The sequence below is a fragment of the Embleya sp. L77 genome (assembly GCF_055557415.1).
Window position 1 is genome coordinate 1,078,629 of the sequence record NZ_CM145709.1, and the last position, 15,748, is coordinate 1,094,376.

A 15,748-nucleotide genomic window follows, 5' to 3' on the forward strand; every position below is an offset into this window, starting at 1 on the left:
GTGTTGCGGGGCTCACTCAATACGAATGGTCTATACCAGTCAAGGCCCGGGCGAAATTCGTCTCATGTCTCGGGCGATACCGGCCCGGCGCGAACCGGCACGGGAGCCGATCCGGGAGCCGACCCGGGAGCCGACTCCGGAGCAGACACCGGAGCCGGTCCCGCCTCCTCGGCGAAACCGGCTCCCGTGCACGTCCGCCCGCTATTTCGCGGCGTTCACCAGGTCCAGCGCGATGTCGACGATCATGTCCTCCTGGCCCCCGACCATGCCGCGCCGGCCGACCTCGACCAGGATGTCCCGGGTGTCCAGGCCGTATCGGCCGGCCGCGTCCTCGGCGTGGCGCAGGAAGCTGCTGTACACGCCCGCATAGCCGAGGGTCAGGGTCTCCCGGTCGACCTGGACCGGGCGGTCCTGCAACGGGCGCACGATGTCGTCCGCCGCGTCCATCAACCGGAAGACCTCGCAGCCGTGTCGCCACCCCATCAGGTCCGCGACCGCGACGAACGCCTCCAACGGGCAGTTGCCCGCACCCGCACCCATCCCGGCCAGCGAGGCGTCCACCCGGCGCACGCCGTTCTCCACCGCCACCACCGAATTGGCCACGCCCAGGCCGAGGTTGTGGTGCGCGTGGATGCCGATCTCGGTCTCCGGCGCCAACACCTCGCGGTACGCCCGTACCCGGTCGCGCACGCCGTCCATGGTGAGTCGGCCACCCGAGTCGGTGACGTACACACAGTGGGCGCCGTAGGACTCCATCAGCCGTGCCTGGCGCGCCAGTTCGTCCGCCGGGGCAAGGTGACTCATCATCAGGAAGCCCGCGACGTCCATGCCCAGCTCGCGCGCCGCGGCGATGTGCTGGGCGGAGATGTCCGCCTCGGTGCAGTGCGTGGCCACCCGGACCGAGCGAACGCCCAGGTCGTAGGCCCGGCGCAATTCGGCCAGGGTGCCGATGCCCGGCAGCAGCAGCGTGGTCAGCTTGGCCCGGGTGACCACCTCCGCCGCCGCGGCGATCCACTCGTCGTCGGAGTGCGCGCCCGGCCCGTAGTTGACGCTCGACCCGGCCAGCCCGTCGCCGTGCGCGACCTCGATCGCATCCACCCCGGCCGCGTCCAGCGCGGCGGCGATCTCGCGGACCTGGTCCGTGCCGTACCGGTGCCGGATGGCGTGCATGCCGTCCCGCAGGGTCACGTCCTGAACGTAGATCTCGTACGTCATCGGGTGGCCGACCTCTCTGCCACGCGCAGCGCGGCGGACGTCATGATGTCCAGGTTTCCGGCGTAGGCCGGCAGGTAGTGGGCCGCGCCCTCGACCTCCAGGAAGACCGAGACCAACCGCCCGGGTCCGCCCGCGAGTTCGGCCAACGGATCGCCCGCGGCGATCGCTCGGAACTGCACGTCCTGCTTGAGCCGGTAGCCCGGCACGTATTCGGCGACCTCGCCGACCATGGTCAGGATCGACGCGGTCACCGCCGCCTCGTCGCCGTCCTCACCGATCACGCAGTACACCGTGTCCCGCATGATCATCGGCGGTTCGGCCGGGTTCAGCACGATGATCGCCTTGCCCCGGGCCGCGCCGCCGACCTGCTCCAGGGCCTGCGAGGTGGTCTCGGTGAACTCGTCGATGTTGGCCCGGGTGCCGGGGCCGGCCGAGCGGGAGGAGATGGACGCGACGATCTCCGCGTAGCGCACCGGCGTCACGCGCGACACCGCGGCGACGATCGGCACGGTCGCCTGGCCGCCGCAGGTGACCATGTTCAGGTTGGCCGCGTCCAGGTGCTCGTCCAGGTTGACCGGTGGGATCACGTACGGGCCGAGGGCGGCCGGCGTCAGGTCGATCAGCCGCTTCCCGTACGGCGCCAGCACCTTGGCGTTGTGCCGGTGCGCGCCTGCCGAGGTCGCGTCGAACACGATCTCGATGTCCGCGAACCCGGGCAGTGCGATCAGGCCCTCGACGCCCTCGTCCGTGGTCGGCACACCGAACCGGGTGGCCCGGGCCAGGCCCTCCGAGGCGGGGTCGATGCCCACCATCGCGGCGAGTTCGAGCGTTCGGGACACCCGAAGAATCTTGATCATCAGGTCGGTGCCGATGTTGCCCGACCCGATGATGGCGACCTTGGTCCGGTCGGTCATCGCTTCAGTCCCTTCGTGAGGTGCGCCATGTGTCGCGCCGAGGCCGCCGCCGGGGCCTGCGGGGCTTCCTGCTTCGCGTCCCGCGCCGCATCCCGTGCCGACCCGGGCGCGGTTTCGGACGTGGTCCCGGGCGCGGTTTCGCCCGCCGACTGCCGGGCCGTCCCGGGTGCGGTGCCGGCGGGCCCGGCGGCCCGGGCTCGTCGCGTGCCGAGTCCGAAGAATCGTGCCGCGTTGCCGCCGAGGATCGACTCGCGCTGCTCCGCGGTGAGTTCCGGGCAGGCCCGGACCACGCCGCCGGGGTCCGACTCGCCCAGTGGGAAGGGGAAGTCGGTTCCGAGCATGACCCGGTCGGGCCCCATCACCTCGACCAGCAGTCGCAGTGCGCGCGGGTCGAACACGGCCGAGTCGACGTAGAACCGGCGCACGTACTCCGACGGCGGTCTGGGCGAATCGGCCCGGACCAGGTCCCGGTTGTGCCAGGCGTTGTCGGCTCGGCCGAGCAGGAACGCGAAGCTGCCGCCGCCGTGGCAGAAGCACAACTTCAGCGACTCGGGCAACTTCTCGAACGCGCCCTGGAGGATCATCCCGAGGATGCTCAGCTGGGTCTCCGCGGGCATCCCGACCAGCCAGGGCAACATGTGCCCGCGCATGCGCTCGCCGCCGAGCATGTCCCACGGGTGCACGAGCACCGGGATCTCCTCGGCGGCGCAGTGCGCGAGGAATTCCACGATCCCGTCGTCACCGAGGTACCGCTCGCCCACGTGGTTGCCGATGTGCACGCCGCGGTGCCCGGCCGCCGCCGCCCGGGACGCGGTCTCGCAGGCCGCGCCGATGTCCTGGAGCGGGACCTGACTCAACGGCAACAGCCGCCCCGGGTCGAGCGAGCAGTAGTCCAGGATGCGCTCGTTGACCAGGTCGCACCACTCGACCGCACGTGCGGTCTCGGCTGCGTACCCGAACATCAGCGGCGTCGAGGAGATCGCCTGTACGTCCACGCCGAGCGCGTCCATGTCGGCCAACCGGCGCTCGGGGTCCCACAGCGGCGCGATCACCGGACGGTACTCGTCCTCGCCGCTCATCATCATCCCGGTGCCGTCACCGTGGACCCGCAGCCACGGCTCGCCCGCGCCCGTCAGGATGCGGCTCTCGGCCTGCGAGATCCTCGGGAAGACGTGCGAGTGGACGTCGATGACAGTCACGGAACCTCCGTGGTTCACCGCCGGGCTCGGCCGGCGGTCGGGGCAGTGGTGGAGATCGGGTGAGTGGTGCGGCTCGGCTGAGGGGAGATCGGGTCGCGGGGCCCGGTGCCGACAGTCCCACGGCTCGCGGGAACGCGGACCGCATGAGCGCGGACCACAGGCACACCGACCGGAGTCCCAGGGACCGCGCGCACGCGGACCGGCGTCACGCGGAGGTGTCGGCTCCCGGCACGGTCCGTGGGCGCAGTGCCTCCGGCCATTCCCGGCCCGGGTGAACCGCGCCGCAGTGCGGGCAGGTACGGTCCCCGTCGTAGAACGCCTCGAACAGCGGCGGCAGGTCGTCGACGATCGAACGCAGCTGTACCGGCAGGCGGTTCACCAGCCGGTGGCACTCGACGCAGTACCACTCGAACGCGTCGATCAGGCCCTCGGCCCGGCTGAACTCGACCACGAGGCCGATGCTGCCCGCCTCCGGCCGTTGCGGCGAGTGCCGCACGTGCGGCGGCAGGAGAAAGACATCGCCCTCGTTGATGTGAATGTCGACCGGCGGCTTGCCCTCCTCCTCCATCACCCGAAGCACCATGTTGCCCTGGAGCTGGTAGAAGAACTCCTCGATCGGGTCGTCGTGGAAGTCGGTGCGCTGGTTGGGCCCACCGACCACGGTGACCACGAGGTCTGCCTCGGTCCAGATCTGGATGTTGCCGACCGGCGGCTTCAGCAGGTCGCGGTGCTCGTCGATCCACCGGTTGAAGTTGAACGGCATGCCATTGGTCAGTTTCGGCAGGCTCATCTCGCGGTCCCTTTCTCTCGTCGTCGCTGTCGCCTCAGGACTCGACGGCGCCGGCGGCGGTGGGGTTCGACGGGGTGGATCGGGTGGGCCGCGGCAGGTACGCGACGCAGGAGATCTCGATCAAAAGGTGCGGATGCGGGAGTTGGTGCACCGCGACGGTCGTGCGGGTGGGACCGGTCTCGTCGAAGTACTCGGCGTAGACCTCGTTGTAGCCGCCGAAATCGTTCATGCTGACCAGGTAGGTGGTGAGCGAGACCGCATCGGCCAGGCCGCCGCCGGCGGCGGCGAGCAGGTCGGCGATGTTCTCGATCACCGCCCGGGTCTGCGCTCGGATGTCCAGGTCGGTGGTACCCATCGCGTCCGCGCTCGCGCCGACGAACGTGCCGTCCGGCCGCCGGGAGCTGGTGCCGGACACGTAGACGAAGTCACCGGCCCGCTTGACGTGTGGGAATCGGCCGCGCGGGGTGGCCTTGCCGGCGACCAGGATGCCGTCGTCGGCGCTCATCGGGTGGTCACCTCCGCGCGGCCCAGGCCGGCCGCGGACACGCGCACGTGCACGCCCTCGGGCAGTGGCAGCGCGGCGGTGGCAGCCCCCGCGAGCACTACCCATCCGGGCCGGAGTTCGAGGCCGGCTTCGGCGGCCAGCCGGGCCGCCGCGATCAGCGAACGCAGCGGGTTGCCCAGGATCGCCGCCGAGGAACCGCTCGCCACGACGCGCCCGTCGACCTCGACGAGCAGGCCCAGGTTGCTTAGGTCCAGCCCGGCCGGGTCGTGCCAGGGGCCGAACCCGAAGCCGGCCGCCGAGGCGTTGTCCGCGATCACGTCGGGGAGCGTGAACCGGAAGTCGGCGTAGCGCGAGTCCAGCACCTCGTAGGCGACCGCGACGCCGGCGATCGCGCGGACCGCCTCCGCGGGGGTGACCGTGCCGGACAGCGGGCTGCCGATCAGGAACGCGATCTCCGGCTCGATCCGGGGATGGATCAGCTCGGCCAGGTCGAGCACGCCGCCCTCCTCGACCAGCATCGCGTCGGTGAGCAGGCCCCAGATCACGTCGTCCACGCCCATCTGGACCATCTTGGCGCGGCTGGTGAAGCCCATCTTGACGCCGATCAGTGCCTCGCCCCGGGCCAGCCGGCGGTCGATCACCGCGCGCTGCACCCGGTACGCGGTGGCCAGATCGAGGTCGGTGGTGTCGGTCGGGCGGGCCACGGTCCGGTGCGCCGTGGCCGCCTCGTCGAGGATGCCGGCGAGGTGGGCGACGAGTTCGGCGTCGGCGTGGCCTCGGCCTCGGTCTTCGACGCCGGTCACGGCTTCGAGTCGGTTGTTGCTCACGAGGTCTCCTCCTGCGGGGTGGTCGCCGCGAATGCGACCCGGACGTCGCCGAGCCCGTCGATCCGGGCCTCCAGTACGTCGCCCGGGGCGACCGCCACCATCGGGCCGAGCGCGCCGGTGAGCACGGTGTCCCCGGCGCGCAGCGGTCGGCCGAGCCGGACCAGGGTGTCCGCGAGCCAGATCGCGGCGTTCAGCGGGTGGCCCAGGCAGGACGCGCCGGTACCGGTGGAGACCGGCTCGCCGCGCCGCTCCAGAACCATGCCGGCCAGGCGCAGGTCCAGGTCGCCGAGCGCCGTCGGTCGGTTGCCGAGCACGTACATCCCGGAGGAGGCGTTGTCCGCGATGGTGTCCGCGAGGGTGATGTCCCAGTCCCGCACCCGGCTCCCGCACACCTCGATCGCGGGCAGCACGAAGGCGGTGGCCCGAATCAGGTCGGCGACGGTGTGCCGCTCGTGCGTCAGGTCGGCGTCCAGCACGAGCGCGACCTCGGCCTCGGCCCGGGCCTGGAGCACGGCGCCGACCGGGATCTCGGCACCGTCCGGCACCGCCATGTCCGCGTACAGCATGCCGAAGTCCGGCTCCCGCACCCCGAGTTGGCGCTGTACGGCCGCGGAGGTCAGGCCGATCTTGCGCCCCACCAGCCGGCGGCCCTCGGCAAGCCGGCCCAGAGTCAGTCGCTCCTGGACCGCGTACGCGTCCTCGACGCCGGTGATCAGGTCGCGGATCGGCGCACACGGCACACCGGTCCGCTCCGCGTCGAGCAGCCGCGCGGCGGCGTCGTCGATGGCATTCATCGCTGTCTCTGTCTCCGTCATGTCACCGTCACCGTCACCGTCACGAACCGATCCTTCAGATCTTGATGCAGATGTTCACCGGCTCGGAGAAGAAGTCCAACGAGTACTCGCCGCCCTCCCGGCCGATCCCGGATGCCTTGATCCCGCCGAACGGCGTCCGCAGGTCCCGCAGATTCCAGCAGTTGACCCACACGATCCCCGCCTCGACGCGCGGGGCGACCCGGTGCGCGCGGGACAGGTCGCGGGTCCACACGGTCGCGGCCAGGCCGTACCGGCTGTCGTTGGCCAGCGCGATCGCCTCGTCCTCGGTGTCGAACGGCAGCACGTGGCAGATCGGCCCGAAGACCTCCTCCTGCACGGTGCGCGCGCTCTGGGCCAGGCCGGTGAGCACGGTCGGCTCGACGTGGAACCCCCCGTCGCGCTCGTCGCCGAAGCTCGGCACCCCGCCACCCGCGACGACCGTGGCGCCCTCCTCGACGGCAAGCCGGTAGTAGGACAGCACCTTGTCCCGGTGCGCCGCCGAGATCATCGGCCCGTAGTCGGTCAACGCCCGTGCCCGTGCGCCGAGTTCGGCGACGAAATCGGCGAAGATCGAGCGCTCGACGTAGACCCGCTCGGTGCACAGGCAGATCTGTCCGGAGTGGGTGAAGGCGGACCGTACGGTGCCCGCCACGGCCTCCTCGAAGTCCGCGTCGGCGAACACGATCGCCGGGTTCTTGCCGCCGAGTTCGAAGGACACCGGGGTGATGTGCTCGGCGGCCTTGCGCATGATCGCGCTGCCGGTGGCCGACTCGCCGGTGAAGGCGATCGCATCGACGCCGGCATGCGCGGTGAGGAACTCTCCGGCGGCTCCCGCACCGTGACCGTGGATCAGATTGAACGCGCCGACGGGCAGCCCGGCGTCGTGGATCACCTCGGCGAGCAGCGTCGCGGTGGACGGCGTCTCCTCGGACGGCTTGGCGACCACGGTGTTTCCGGCCGCGAGCGCGGGGGCCACCTTCCAGGTCAGCAGCAGTAGCGGAAGGTTCCACGGCGAGATGATCGCGACCACGCCCAGCGGGCGGCGCACGGTGTAGTTGAGCGCCTGGCCGACGCCGCCGCTCCAGCCCGGCACGGCGGTCGAGTGGGCGCGCTCGGGCCGCCCGTAGAGCAGGTCGGCGTAGGCGCGAAAGTTGCCGATCGCGCGCGGGATGTCGACGCCGGCCGCCAGCTCGCGCGGCTTGCCGGTGTCGGCGACCTCGGCGTCCACGAATTCGTCGAACCGGGCCTGGATCCCGTCCGCGATCCGCCGCATCGCCTCGGCCCGTACCTCGACGCTCGCCGCGCCCCACTCGCCGAGCGCACCACGCGCGGCCACGACCGCGGCATCCACGATCGCCCGATCGGCCTCGGGCACCTCCCCCACGACGGCCCCGTCCACCGGGTTCACCAGCGGAAACGCCCCGCCACCCGCCCGGGTGAACTCACCCGCCACATAGTGCGCGGGCAGCACACTCTCCCCGGCCGCCGACCGTGCCATCGCCCATCCCTTCGCCACAAGCCCCGTCACACACAGGGAGCTTCTCTCGGCAACGACATGCCCGTCCAATGCCCTTTGGACCGTGATGCATATCGTTTTCGATATGGACCGGCCGAAGGGCGGCCGCCCGCGCAACAGGGGCCGCGCCGACCGATCCCGTCCCGCGATGCAACCCCGCGCAGACCGACCGCCGCTCCGGATGTGCCAGGCGCCCCGCGCGCCGCCAACGCGGCGCCACACCGCCTTCCTAATGATCGAATTGCACTTGACCCATTAGTGCGCCCGACTGTACAACTGAGGCATCAGCACGCCGACGAAGGTAGAGATCATGGGCATCGCCGCCATTCCCCAGGTTGCACACCGTTTCGTGGACGTCGACGGGGTTCGGGTGTTCTACCGGGAGACCGGGCCCGCGGATGCGCCCACGCTGCTTCTGCTGCACGGGTTTCCGTCGGCCTCGCATCAGTTCCGGCGCCTCATGGACGCGCTGGGCAACGACTTTCGGTTGGTTGCGCCGGACTACCCCGGGTTCGGGCACACCGAGGTGCCCGCCGGGTTCACCTACTCGTTCGAGCGGCTCGCCGACGTGGTCGAGGGGTTCGTGGACGCGCTCGGTCTGGACCGGTACGTGCTCTACACCTTCGACTTCGGCGGCCCGGTCGGCCTGCGACTGGCCGAGCGGAGGCCCGCGGCGGTGGCCGGGCTGATCGTGCAGAACGCCAACGCGTACGCCGAGGGCCTGTCCGAGATGGCCCGCGACTTCATCGCGCTCACCCCCGACGTGCCGGGCGCGCGGGAGAAGGCCGCCGAACTCCTGGTGTTGCCGGTCACCCGGGGCCAGTACGAGGGCGGCACGGCCGACCCGACCCTGGTGGCCCCCGACGGCTGGACCCTGGACCAGCACTTCCTGGACCGACCCGGGCGCAAGGAGGCCCAGGTCGATCTGGCGCTGAACTACCACACCAACGTCGAGCTGTACCCGAAGTGGCAGGTCTGGCTGGCCGAACACCGCCCGGCGACGCTGATCCTCTGGGGCCGCAACGACATCTTCTTCCCGGAACCGGGCGCACACGCGTACCTCGCCGACCTCCCGGATGCCGAGCTGCACATCCTGGACACCGGCCACTTCGCCCTGGAGGACAAGCTCCCGGAAATCGCCCCGCTGATCGGGGACTTCCTGCCCCGCACCTGGAACGGAAGCTGAACACCGACCTTCCGGCAACACGATCCGGCGGCTCCGGCCGGTCACCGGACGGGAGTCTCGGGGCCGGCCGCTCGGCTCCGCCTCCAGCGCGTCCACCCGTCCGACGCGCCCCGATCCACCACCGAATGTGATCCGGGCCACACCGTGTCACAAGTTCCCTTCGCCCGGCGCCTTGTGTGCGAATCCCCGAGCGAACGGAACAAAGACCATGACGAAGCACAACGGCGGCCGGACCGAAGTCATCGTGATCGGCGGCGGATACGCCGGCGTCCTGGCGGCCAACCGCCTGACCTGCCGCGACGACGTGGCCGTGACCCTCGTCAACCCGCGCCCGACCTTCGTCGAGCGCCTGCGCCTGCATCAGCTGGTGGCGGGGTCCGACGACGCGGTCGTCGACTACAAGGACGTCCTGAGCGAACGCGTCGAGCTCGTGGTCGACACCGCGACCGGGATAGATCGGCAGGCGCGCACCGTCTCGCTGGCCGGCGGCGGCACCCTCGGGTACGACCACCTGATCTACGCGGTGGGCAGCCGCAGCGGCGCGCCGCAGGTGCCCGGCGCGGACAGGTTCGCCTACCCGATCGCGACCCTGGAGGAGGCCGAGCGGTTGCGCGAGGCCGTGGCCGCCGCGCCCGCCACCGCGGCGCTGACGGTCGTCGGAGGCGGTGCCACCGGCATCGAGACCGCGGCCGAACTCGCCGAGGCGGGCCGTACCGTCACCCTCGTCTGCGGCGGACAACTCGGCCCCTACCTCCACCCGAACGGCCGCCGCTACGTCGCCAAGCGGCTGGCGTCCCTCGGCGTGACCGTCCTCGAAGGCCCCGGCACCAAGGCGGCGTCGGTGACGGCCGACGCCGTGCACCTCGCCGACGGCCGCGAGGTGCGCGGCGGGCTGACCATCTGGGCCGCCGGCTTCGGCGTTCCCGACCTGGCCGCCCGCAGCGGCCTGAGCACCGACGAGACGGGCCGCCTCCTCACCGACGAGACCCTGACCAGCATCGACGACGACCGCATCGTCGCCGCCGGGGACGCGGCCGCGCCCTCGGGCCTCGCCTACCGGATGGGATGCCAATCCGCCGTCCAGCTCGGCCCGCACGCCGCCGACGCCGTGCTCCGCCGGATCGAGGGCGGGCAACCCGAAGCCGTCGGCGTCGCCTTCGCCGGGCTGTGCGTCAGCCTCGGCCGCGGCGCCGGCATCTTCCAGTTCGCGCGCAAGGACGACACCGCCATCCGGTTCCACGTCGGCGGTCGCCCGGGTGCGCGCCTGAAGGAGTTCGTCGTCTCCCACACCGTCAAGCAGCTCTTCGACGAGGCGCGCAAGCCCGGCGCACGCGTCCTGAAGGCCAAGGACGACTCCCGGCAGCAGCGCGTGCGGGACGCGCGCGAGAGCCGGCCGGTGCACGTGTCGTAGTCCCCCCGGGGCGGGCGGTCCGGGCGCCGCCCGCTCCCCCATGGCCGGGCCCCTGGGACGGGCCGCCAAGAACGAAATGGAAGGATTCGAGGATGCGAGACCACACCGCGGATCCGGCGACCGACGCCTTCGTCGCCCACCGCAATCTGCTCTTCACCGTGGCCTACGAGATCCTCGGCTCGGCGGCCGACGCCGAGGATGTCCTGCAGGAGACCTGGCTGCGCTGGGCCGAGGTCGATCTGGCGCAGGTCCGCGACCGGCGCGCATACCTCGTCCGCATCACGACCCGCCGGGCGCTCGACCGGCTGCGTGCCCTGCGGCGCCGCAAGGAGACCTACGTCGGCCCCTGGTTGCCCGAACCGCTGCTCACCTCGCCGGACGTCGCCGAGAACGTCGAGCTCGCGGAGAGCCTGTCCATGGCCGTGATGCTCGTCCTGGAGACCCTTTCGCCCACCGAGCGAGCGGTGTTCGTCCTGCGCGAGGTCTTCGACGTCGGCTACGACGAGATCGCCGAGGCGGTCGGCAAGTCCCCCGCCACGGTCCGCCAGATCGCCCACCGCTCCCGCAAGCACGTCGACGCCCGCCGCCCTCGCGAAGTGGTCTCCGCACGCCAGGCGCAGGCCGCCCTCGCGTCGTTCCGGCACGCCGTGGAGACCGGCGACCTGCAGGGTGTGCTCGACGTGCTCGCCCCCGACGTCGTCCTGACCAGCGACGGCGGCGGCGTCAGGAGCGCCGCGCTACGGCCGGTCAGGGGCCTCACGAAGGTGGTGCGCCTCCTCCTCGCCGCCCTCGGCGACAAGGAAGGCAAGCTCACCAGCGAACCCACCACCGTCAACGGCGATCCGGCGCTCCTCCTGCGCCTCGACGGCGAGATCGACAGCGTGATGGCGATCCGTCTCGAGAACGGCCTGGTCACCGACCTCTACTTCGTCCGCAACCCCGCCAAGCTCACCCACATCGCCGCCGCCACACCACTCACCCTGAACTGACACGACACCGGCCGCGACCCCCGCCCGAGCAAGGGACGGGGGCCGCGGCCGTCACCGGGGAGCGCGCCACACCTGAAACGGGTCACGGCGCTCGTCGATCGCCTTCGCCTCCAAGGCGCCGCGGGGCCGAGAGTGCCGGACGGCCATGCGGGTGGAGGTCGCTCGCCTCGCGAGTGCGGTGAGGGCTAGGTTGGAAAACCGTTGCTGCCGAACGAAAGCGGTTTCCGGTGGATGTCGCCCGCGCCATGGCCCATGACCCGCACGGCGTCTTCGCCCGAATGCGCGAGGCCGGCCCCGTGCACGCGATCGTCGCGCCCGACGGCAGCCCCGCGTGGTTGGTCACCAGGTACGCGGATGTGCACGCGGCGCTGGGCGATCCCCGGTTCTCGCTGGACAAGAGGCATGCCAAGCCCGGCGGTTACAAGGGATTCGAACTCCCGCCCGCCCTGGACGCCAACCTGCTCAACATGGATCCACCCGACCACACCCGCCTGCGCCGCCTCGCCGGCCAGGCCTTCACCCCAAGGCACACCGCCGACCTGCGCCCACGCCTCGAACGCACCGTCGAGTCCCTGGCCGACGACCTCGCCGGCCGCGAACGGGTCGACCTGGTCAAGGACTTCGCGTCGCCCTTCGCGGTCGGCGTGATCTGCGAACTGCTCGGCGTCCCGGCCGAGTCCCGGTCCGACTTCCGCACCTGGACCAACGCCGTGCTGGGCGCGGACGCCACCCGCGAGGGCATCCGCTCGACGGTGCGCGAGATGTACGCGTTCTTCGTCGCGCTGCTCGCCGCAAAGCGCGCCTCCCCCGGGCCCGACGTGCTGTCCGCGCTGATCGCCGCCCGGGACGCCGACGACCGGCTGAGCGAGGACGAACTGACTTCGCTCGCCTTCCTGTTGCTTTTCGCGGGCTACGAGAACTCGGCCAACCTGATGGCCGGGGCCCTGTACGCGACGATCGAGGACCAGGCGTTGCGCGACGCGCTGCGCGACGATCCGGCGGGGGTTCCGGCGTTGGTCGAGGAGGTGGCCCGGCACATGTCGCCGGCCCTGCTCGCGATCCGCCGCTTCCCGCTCCAGGACATCGAACTCGGCGGTGTCACCATCCCGGCCGGCGACACGGTCTTCCTGTCCATCGCCTCGGCCAACCGCGATCCGCGCCGCTACGCCCGCCCGGACCGGATCCAGCCCGACCGCCCCGATGCGGCCCGCCACCTGAGCTTCGGCCAGGGCATCCACTACTGCATCGGCGCACCGCTGGCCCGTCTGGAGGCCGAACTGGCGGTCCGCACCATCCTGACCCGCTTCCCGAAGGCCCGCCGCCACGCACCGATCTCCTGGCAGCCGTCGGTGCGCGTCCGCGGCCTGAGCACGCTGCCGGTCGAACTCGGCGACTGATCGAGGCGCCCCGGGAGCGGTGTTCTCCGGATCGGTATGGCCCGAATTCCCCGAATCGCTTCGGTCCTCCCGGCCCCTGGGACCCGGGAACTGTCACAACTCTGTGAGAACCCTGTGAGGCGGCCGGTTTTCCGGTGACGTCCCGACCGAAAAGCACGACAGTGGAGGCAGCACGACAGGGGATCGGCGGCGCGACCTCCCGACCGTCGAAGGGTGGCGTGCGATGGATGGGGAGTCGGAGCAGATGTCTGTTCGTCAAGCGGTTTCCACGCACGTGCACGAGCACCGCGTACCCGACCGAGGGACCCACGACCGGGCGCTCGTGCGTACCGGGAACGACCGGCCGTCGGGCGTGCGCTGGTGGACCCGGCGCACCACGCAGGCCGCCGCGATGGCCGGGCTGATGATCGTGGCGTTGGTCGTCGGACCTTCGCTCGGCATCCTGCCGTCGCTGTCCGCGCGGGTCGACGGAGTCAGCCGGATCACCAACGTGGTCCACGACTCGGACACGCCGGTCCACAAGCGCTGACCGCGCGGCGCGTCCGCGCCCGGCGGCCGGACTCCGTCGTGTCGTATCCGACGGTGAGTCCGGCCGCCGTTCGCCGGGGTTCCCGAGCCCCGGTCAGAGCGTCACCGACTCGATCGCCCGACGCAGGCCGATCTCCAGGATCTGCGGGTCGTCCCAGTCGCGCGTGACGTGGTCGAACAGCACACCCTGCAGCATCGCGAGCATGATGTGCCCGTCCAGGCGGGCGTTCGTGGACCCCAGCGCCAGCGCGACCAGTTCGGCGAAGCCGCGGAACTCGGCCTGGCAGCGGATCAGCGCCTCGCGCACCAACGGCTCGCGTGCACCGGCGAGTTCCAACTCCAGGCGCGCCAACTGCACCTCGCGGGTCGCGTCCCACCAGGAGCGGGTGTACCGGGCGAGCTGCGCATAGTCGACCGCGATCGGCCGGACCGCCGTCATCCGCAGCAGCTCGTGCGTGACCTCGCCGGCGTACGCCCTGTCCAGCGTGGCCATGCGCTCGATCACCGCCAGGATCAGCTGATCCCGGGTCTTGAAGTAGTACGTGACCGAGCCGTTGGGCAGGCCCGCCTCCTCCTGTACCGCCCGGTGGGTCAACCCGCGCAGGCCATGGGTGGCGAGCACCCGGATCGACGCGTCCAGCATCAGCGTGCGCCGATCCACCTTCCCGGAGCCGGCGCCCGAGCCGGCCGCCTCGGACGTGGCAGGTGCGGCGGGTGTGGCGGGCGTTATGGCTGTTGCGGGTGCGGCCGAGGCCGTGGCGGGGGTCGCTGCGGGGGTTTCGGGCGTGCTGTCGGGATCGTTGACGTGCGGCATGTGTCCATTATCCCCGAGCTTGACGCTCGTAGAAATATTCTCTACAACTATAGAACTTACTTCTACGAACGTAGGAACATCCGATGGCTTCCTCAGGGATACCCGCCACCGAGTCCACGATCGGGGCCCGTTCCAACCCCTCCGACGCACCCGGCACACCCGACGCAGTCGCCGCCGCCGGCTCTGCCGGCCGCCCGGTGAACCCGAAACTCGTCCTGCTTCTCGTGTGTGTCGCCCAGTTCGTACTGCTCGTCGACGACACGATCGTCAACGTCGCGCTGCCGACCATCGGCGACGACCTCGACTTCAGCGAGAGTTCGCTGTCCTGGGTCACCAACGCGTACTTCCTGACCTTCGGCGGCTTCCTGCTGATCGGTGGCGGGTTGGCCGATCTGCTGGGCCGGCGCCGCCTGTTCGGTATCAGCCTGGTGCTGTTCGTGCTGGCCTCCGCCGTGTGCGGGATCGCCCCCAACTCCGGTGTGCTGGTCGGCGCGCGGGCCGCGCAGGGCATCGCCGGCGCGCTGCTCTCCCCCGCCGCGCTGGCCATCCTGCTGGCGACCTTCCGCGAACCGGCCGAGCGGGCCCGCGCGCTCGGCACATGGGCCGCGCTCACCGGACTCGGCGCGGCCACCGGGCTGTTGCTCGGCGGTGCGCTCGTCGAGTGGACGCACTGGCGCTGGATCTTCCTGATCAACCTGCCCATCGGCGCGCTCACCCTGCTCGCGCTGCCCCGGGTGATCGGCCCGGACGATCGTGAAGCGGTGCGTCGGGTGCCGGACTTCGCCGGTGCGGCGATCGGGACGGCAGCCGTTCTGACGCTGGTGTACTCCGTCGTGGAGACCCCCGATCATCCGTGGGGCTCGACCCGGACCCTGCTCGGACTGGCCATCGCGGCGGTGCTCGCCCTCGGCTTCACGCTGCGCCAGCGCTCGGCGGCCGAACCGCTGCTGCCTCGCGCGCTGTTGCGGATGCGGCACCTGGTACTCGCGGACGTCCTGGTCCTGGTCGCGGCCGGCGGCCTGTTCGCGATGTTCTTCTTCCTGACCCTGTACATGCAGCGGATCCAGGGGTGGTCGCCGATGGACACCGGCCTGGCGTTCCTGCCGTTCAGCGTCGGCATGGGCCTGGGCGCGGCGGTGTCCACCAAACTGATCGCGAACCGTGGGCCGTTGCTACCGGTGAGCGTGGGCCCGGCGATCGCCGCGGGCGGCATGTGGCTGATGAGTCGTCTGGACGAGCACAGTTCGTACACCGGGCACCTGCTGCCCGCCCTGGTGGTCACGGGTCTGGGCCTGGGGGTGGCGTTCGTCGCGATCATCCACACGGCGACCGGCGGCGCGGGCGAGGGCGAAGGCGGCGTCGCCTCGGCCATGGTGACGACCTGTCAGCAGATCGGCGCGGCGATCGGCATCGCGGTCCTGGTCACGATCGCGACGAACCACACCAAGGACCGGATGACCTCCGGCATCCTCGAGCGACAGGCCACGGTGGACGGATTCAGCCGAGCCTTCGAGATCCAGGCGGGTCTGATGGGCGTGGCCGCCCTGCTCGGCATCGTGGTCGGCGTGGCCACCGAACGACACCACGCCGGGCGCAAGTAGATCCGGTCGGAGACGAATCCTCGTCCCGGCGCCGGTCGCAC

15 protein-coding genes are annotated in these 15,748 nt (G+C 71.3%); 6 read left to right on the plus strand and 9 right to left on the minus strand.

The window, feature by feature from the left end:
* Positions 1-201: 201 nt before the first annotated feature.
* The 8 genes from dmpG to ACZOOI_RS04310 all read right to left on the minus strand — a co-directional run bounded on the left by dmpG (position 202) and on the right by ACZOOI_RS04310 (position 7,763).
* Positions 202-1,215 carry a 4-hydroxy-2-oxovalerate aldolase gene (dmpG, locus tag ACZOOI_RS04275; protein ID WP_465279473.1) on the minus strand — a complete coding sequence of 338 codons (1,014 nt, stop codon included), beginning with the start codon at positions 1,213-1,215 and terminating at the stop codon, positions 202-204.
* Positions 1,212-2,129: an acetaldehyde dehydrogenase (acetylating) gene (locus ACZOOI_RS04280; protein WP_465279474.1), complete on the minus strand. Its 918-nt coding sequence runs from the start codon at positions 2,127-2,129 to the stop codon at positions 1,212-1,214. Before ACZOOI_RS04280 ends, dmpG begins: the two co-directional genes overlap by 4 nt.
* A complete protein-coding gene (locus tag ACZOOI_RS04285) occupies positions 2,126-3,328 on the minus strand; it encodes an amidohydrolase family protein (RefSeq protein ID WP_465279475.1) in 1,203 nt (400 codons plus the stop codon). Before ACZOOI_RS04285 ends, ACZOOI_RS04280 begins: the two co-directional genes overlap by 4 nt.
* 205 nt (positions 3,329-3,533) lie before the next feature.
* Complete coding sequence (locus ACZOOI_RS04290; RefSeq protein WP_465279476.1) at positions 3,534-4,118, minus strand: 3-hydroxyanthranilate 3,4-dioxygenase; 585 nt, start codon at positions 4,116-4,118, stop codon at positions 3,534-3,536.
* A gap of 34 nt (positions 4,119-4,152) precedes the next feature.
* A complete protein-coding gene (locus ACZOOI_RS04295; RefSeq protein WP_391585086.1) occupies positions 4,153-4,623 on the minus strand; it encodes a RidA family protein in 471 nt (156 codons plus the stop codon).
* Positions 4,620-5,450: a 2-keto-4-pentenoate hydratase gene (locus ACZOOI_RS04300; RefSeq protein WP_465279477.1), complete on the minus strand. Its 831-nt coding sequence runs from the start codon at positions 5,448-5,450 to the stop codon at positions 4,620-4,622. The genes ACZOOI_RS04295 and ACZOOI_RS04300 overlap by 4 nt, the downstream gene beginning before the upstream one ends.
* Entirely contained in the window at positions 5,447-6,244 is a 798-nt protein-coding gene (locus ACZOOI_RS04305) for a 2-keto-4-pentenoate hydratase (RefSeq protein ID WP_465279478.1), read from the minus strand. Before ACZOOI_RS04305 ends, ACZOOI_RS04300 begins: the two co-directional genes overlap by 4 nt.
* A 55-nt stretch (positions 6,245-6,299) precedes the next feature.
* On the minus strand, positions 6,300-7,763 hold the full coding sequence (locus ACZOOI_RS04310; protein ID WP_465279479.1) for a 2-hydroxymuconic semialdehyde dehydrogenase: 1,464 nt from the start codon (positions 7,761-7,763) through the stop codon (positions 6,300-6,302).
* A 328-nt stretch (positions 7,764-8,091) separates the two neighbouring features.
* Here ACZOOI_RS04310 and ACZOOI_RS04315 point away from each other — a divergent pair, with 328 nt between their 5' ends.
* The 5 genes from ACZOOI_RS04315 to ACZOOI_RS04335 all read left to right on the plus strand — a co-directional run bounded on the left by ACZOOI_RS04315 (position 8,092) and on the right by ACZOOI_RS04335 (position 13,293).
* Positions 8,092-8,967: an alpha/beta fold hydrolase gene (locus tag ACZOOI_RS04315; RefSeq protein WP_465279480.1), complete on the plus strand. Its 876-nt coding sequence runs from the start codon at positions 8,092-8,094 to the stop codon at positions 8,965-8,967.
* A 208-nt stretch (positions 8,968-9,175) separates the two neighbouring features.
* Complete coding sequence (locus ACZOOI_RS04320) at positions 9,176-10,378, plus strand: NAD(P)/FAD-dependent oxidoreductase (protein ID WP_465279481.1); 1,203 nt, start codon at positions 9,176-9,178, stop codon at positions 10,376-10,378.
* 92 nt (positions 10,379-10,470) lie between these two features.
* Positions 10,471-11,367, plus strand: coding sequence for an RNA polymerase sigma-70 factor (locus ACZOOI_RS04325; protein WP_465279482.1), 897 nt, complete (start codon positions 10,471-10,473; stop codon positions 11,365-11,367).
* Positions 11,368-11,612: 245 nt separating this feature from the next.
* Positions 11,613-12,764, plus strand: coding sequence for a cytochrome P450 family protein (locus ACZOOI_RS04330; RefSeq protein ID WP_465279483.1), 1,152 nt, complete (start codon positions 11,613-11,615; stop codon positions 12,762-12,764).
* A gap of 244 nt (positions 12,765-13,008) precedes the next feature.
* Positions 13,009-13,293, plus strand: coding sequence for a hypothetical protein (locus ACZOOI_RS04335; protein WP_465279484.1), 285 nt, complete (start codon positions 13,009-13,011; stop codon positions 13,291-13,293).
* A 93-nt stretch (positions 13,294-13,386) separates the two neighbouring features.
* On the opposite strand, the gene ACZOOI_RS04340 is transcribed toward ACZOOI_RS04335, so the two are convergent.
* Positions 13,387-14,106 carry a TetR/AcrR family transcriptional regulator gene (locus tag ACZOOI_RS04340; protein WP_465279485.1) on the minus strand — a complete coding sequence of 240 codons (720 nt, stop codon included), beginning with the start codon at positions 14,104-14,106 and terminating at the stop codon, positions 13,387-13,389.
* A gap of 83 nt (positions 14,107-14,189) precedes the next feature.
* Here ACZOOI_RS04340 and ACZOOI_RS04345 point away from each other — a divergent pair, with 83 nt between their 5' ends.
* On the plus strand, positions 14,190-15,707 hold the full coding sequence (locus ACZOOI_RS04345; protein ID WP_465279486.1) for an MFS transporter: 1,518 nt from the start codon (positions 14,190-14,192) through the stop codon (positions 15,705-15,707).
* Positions 15,708-15,748: the final 41 nt, after the last annotated feature.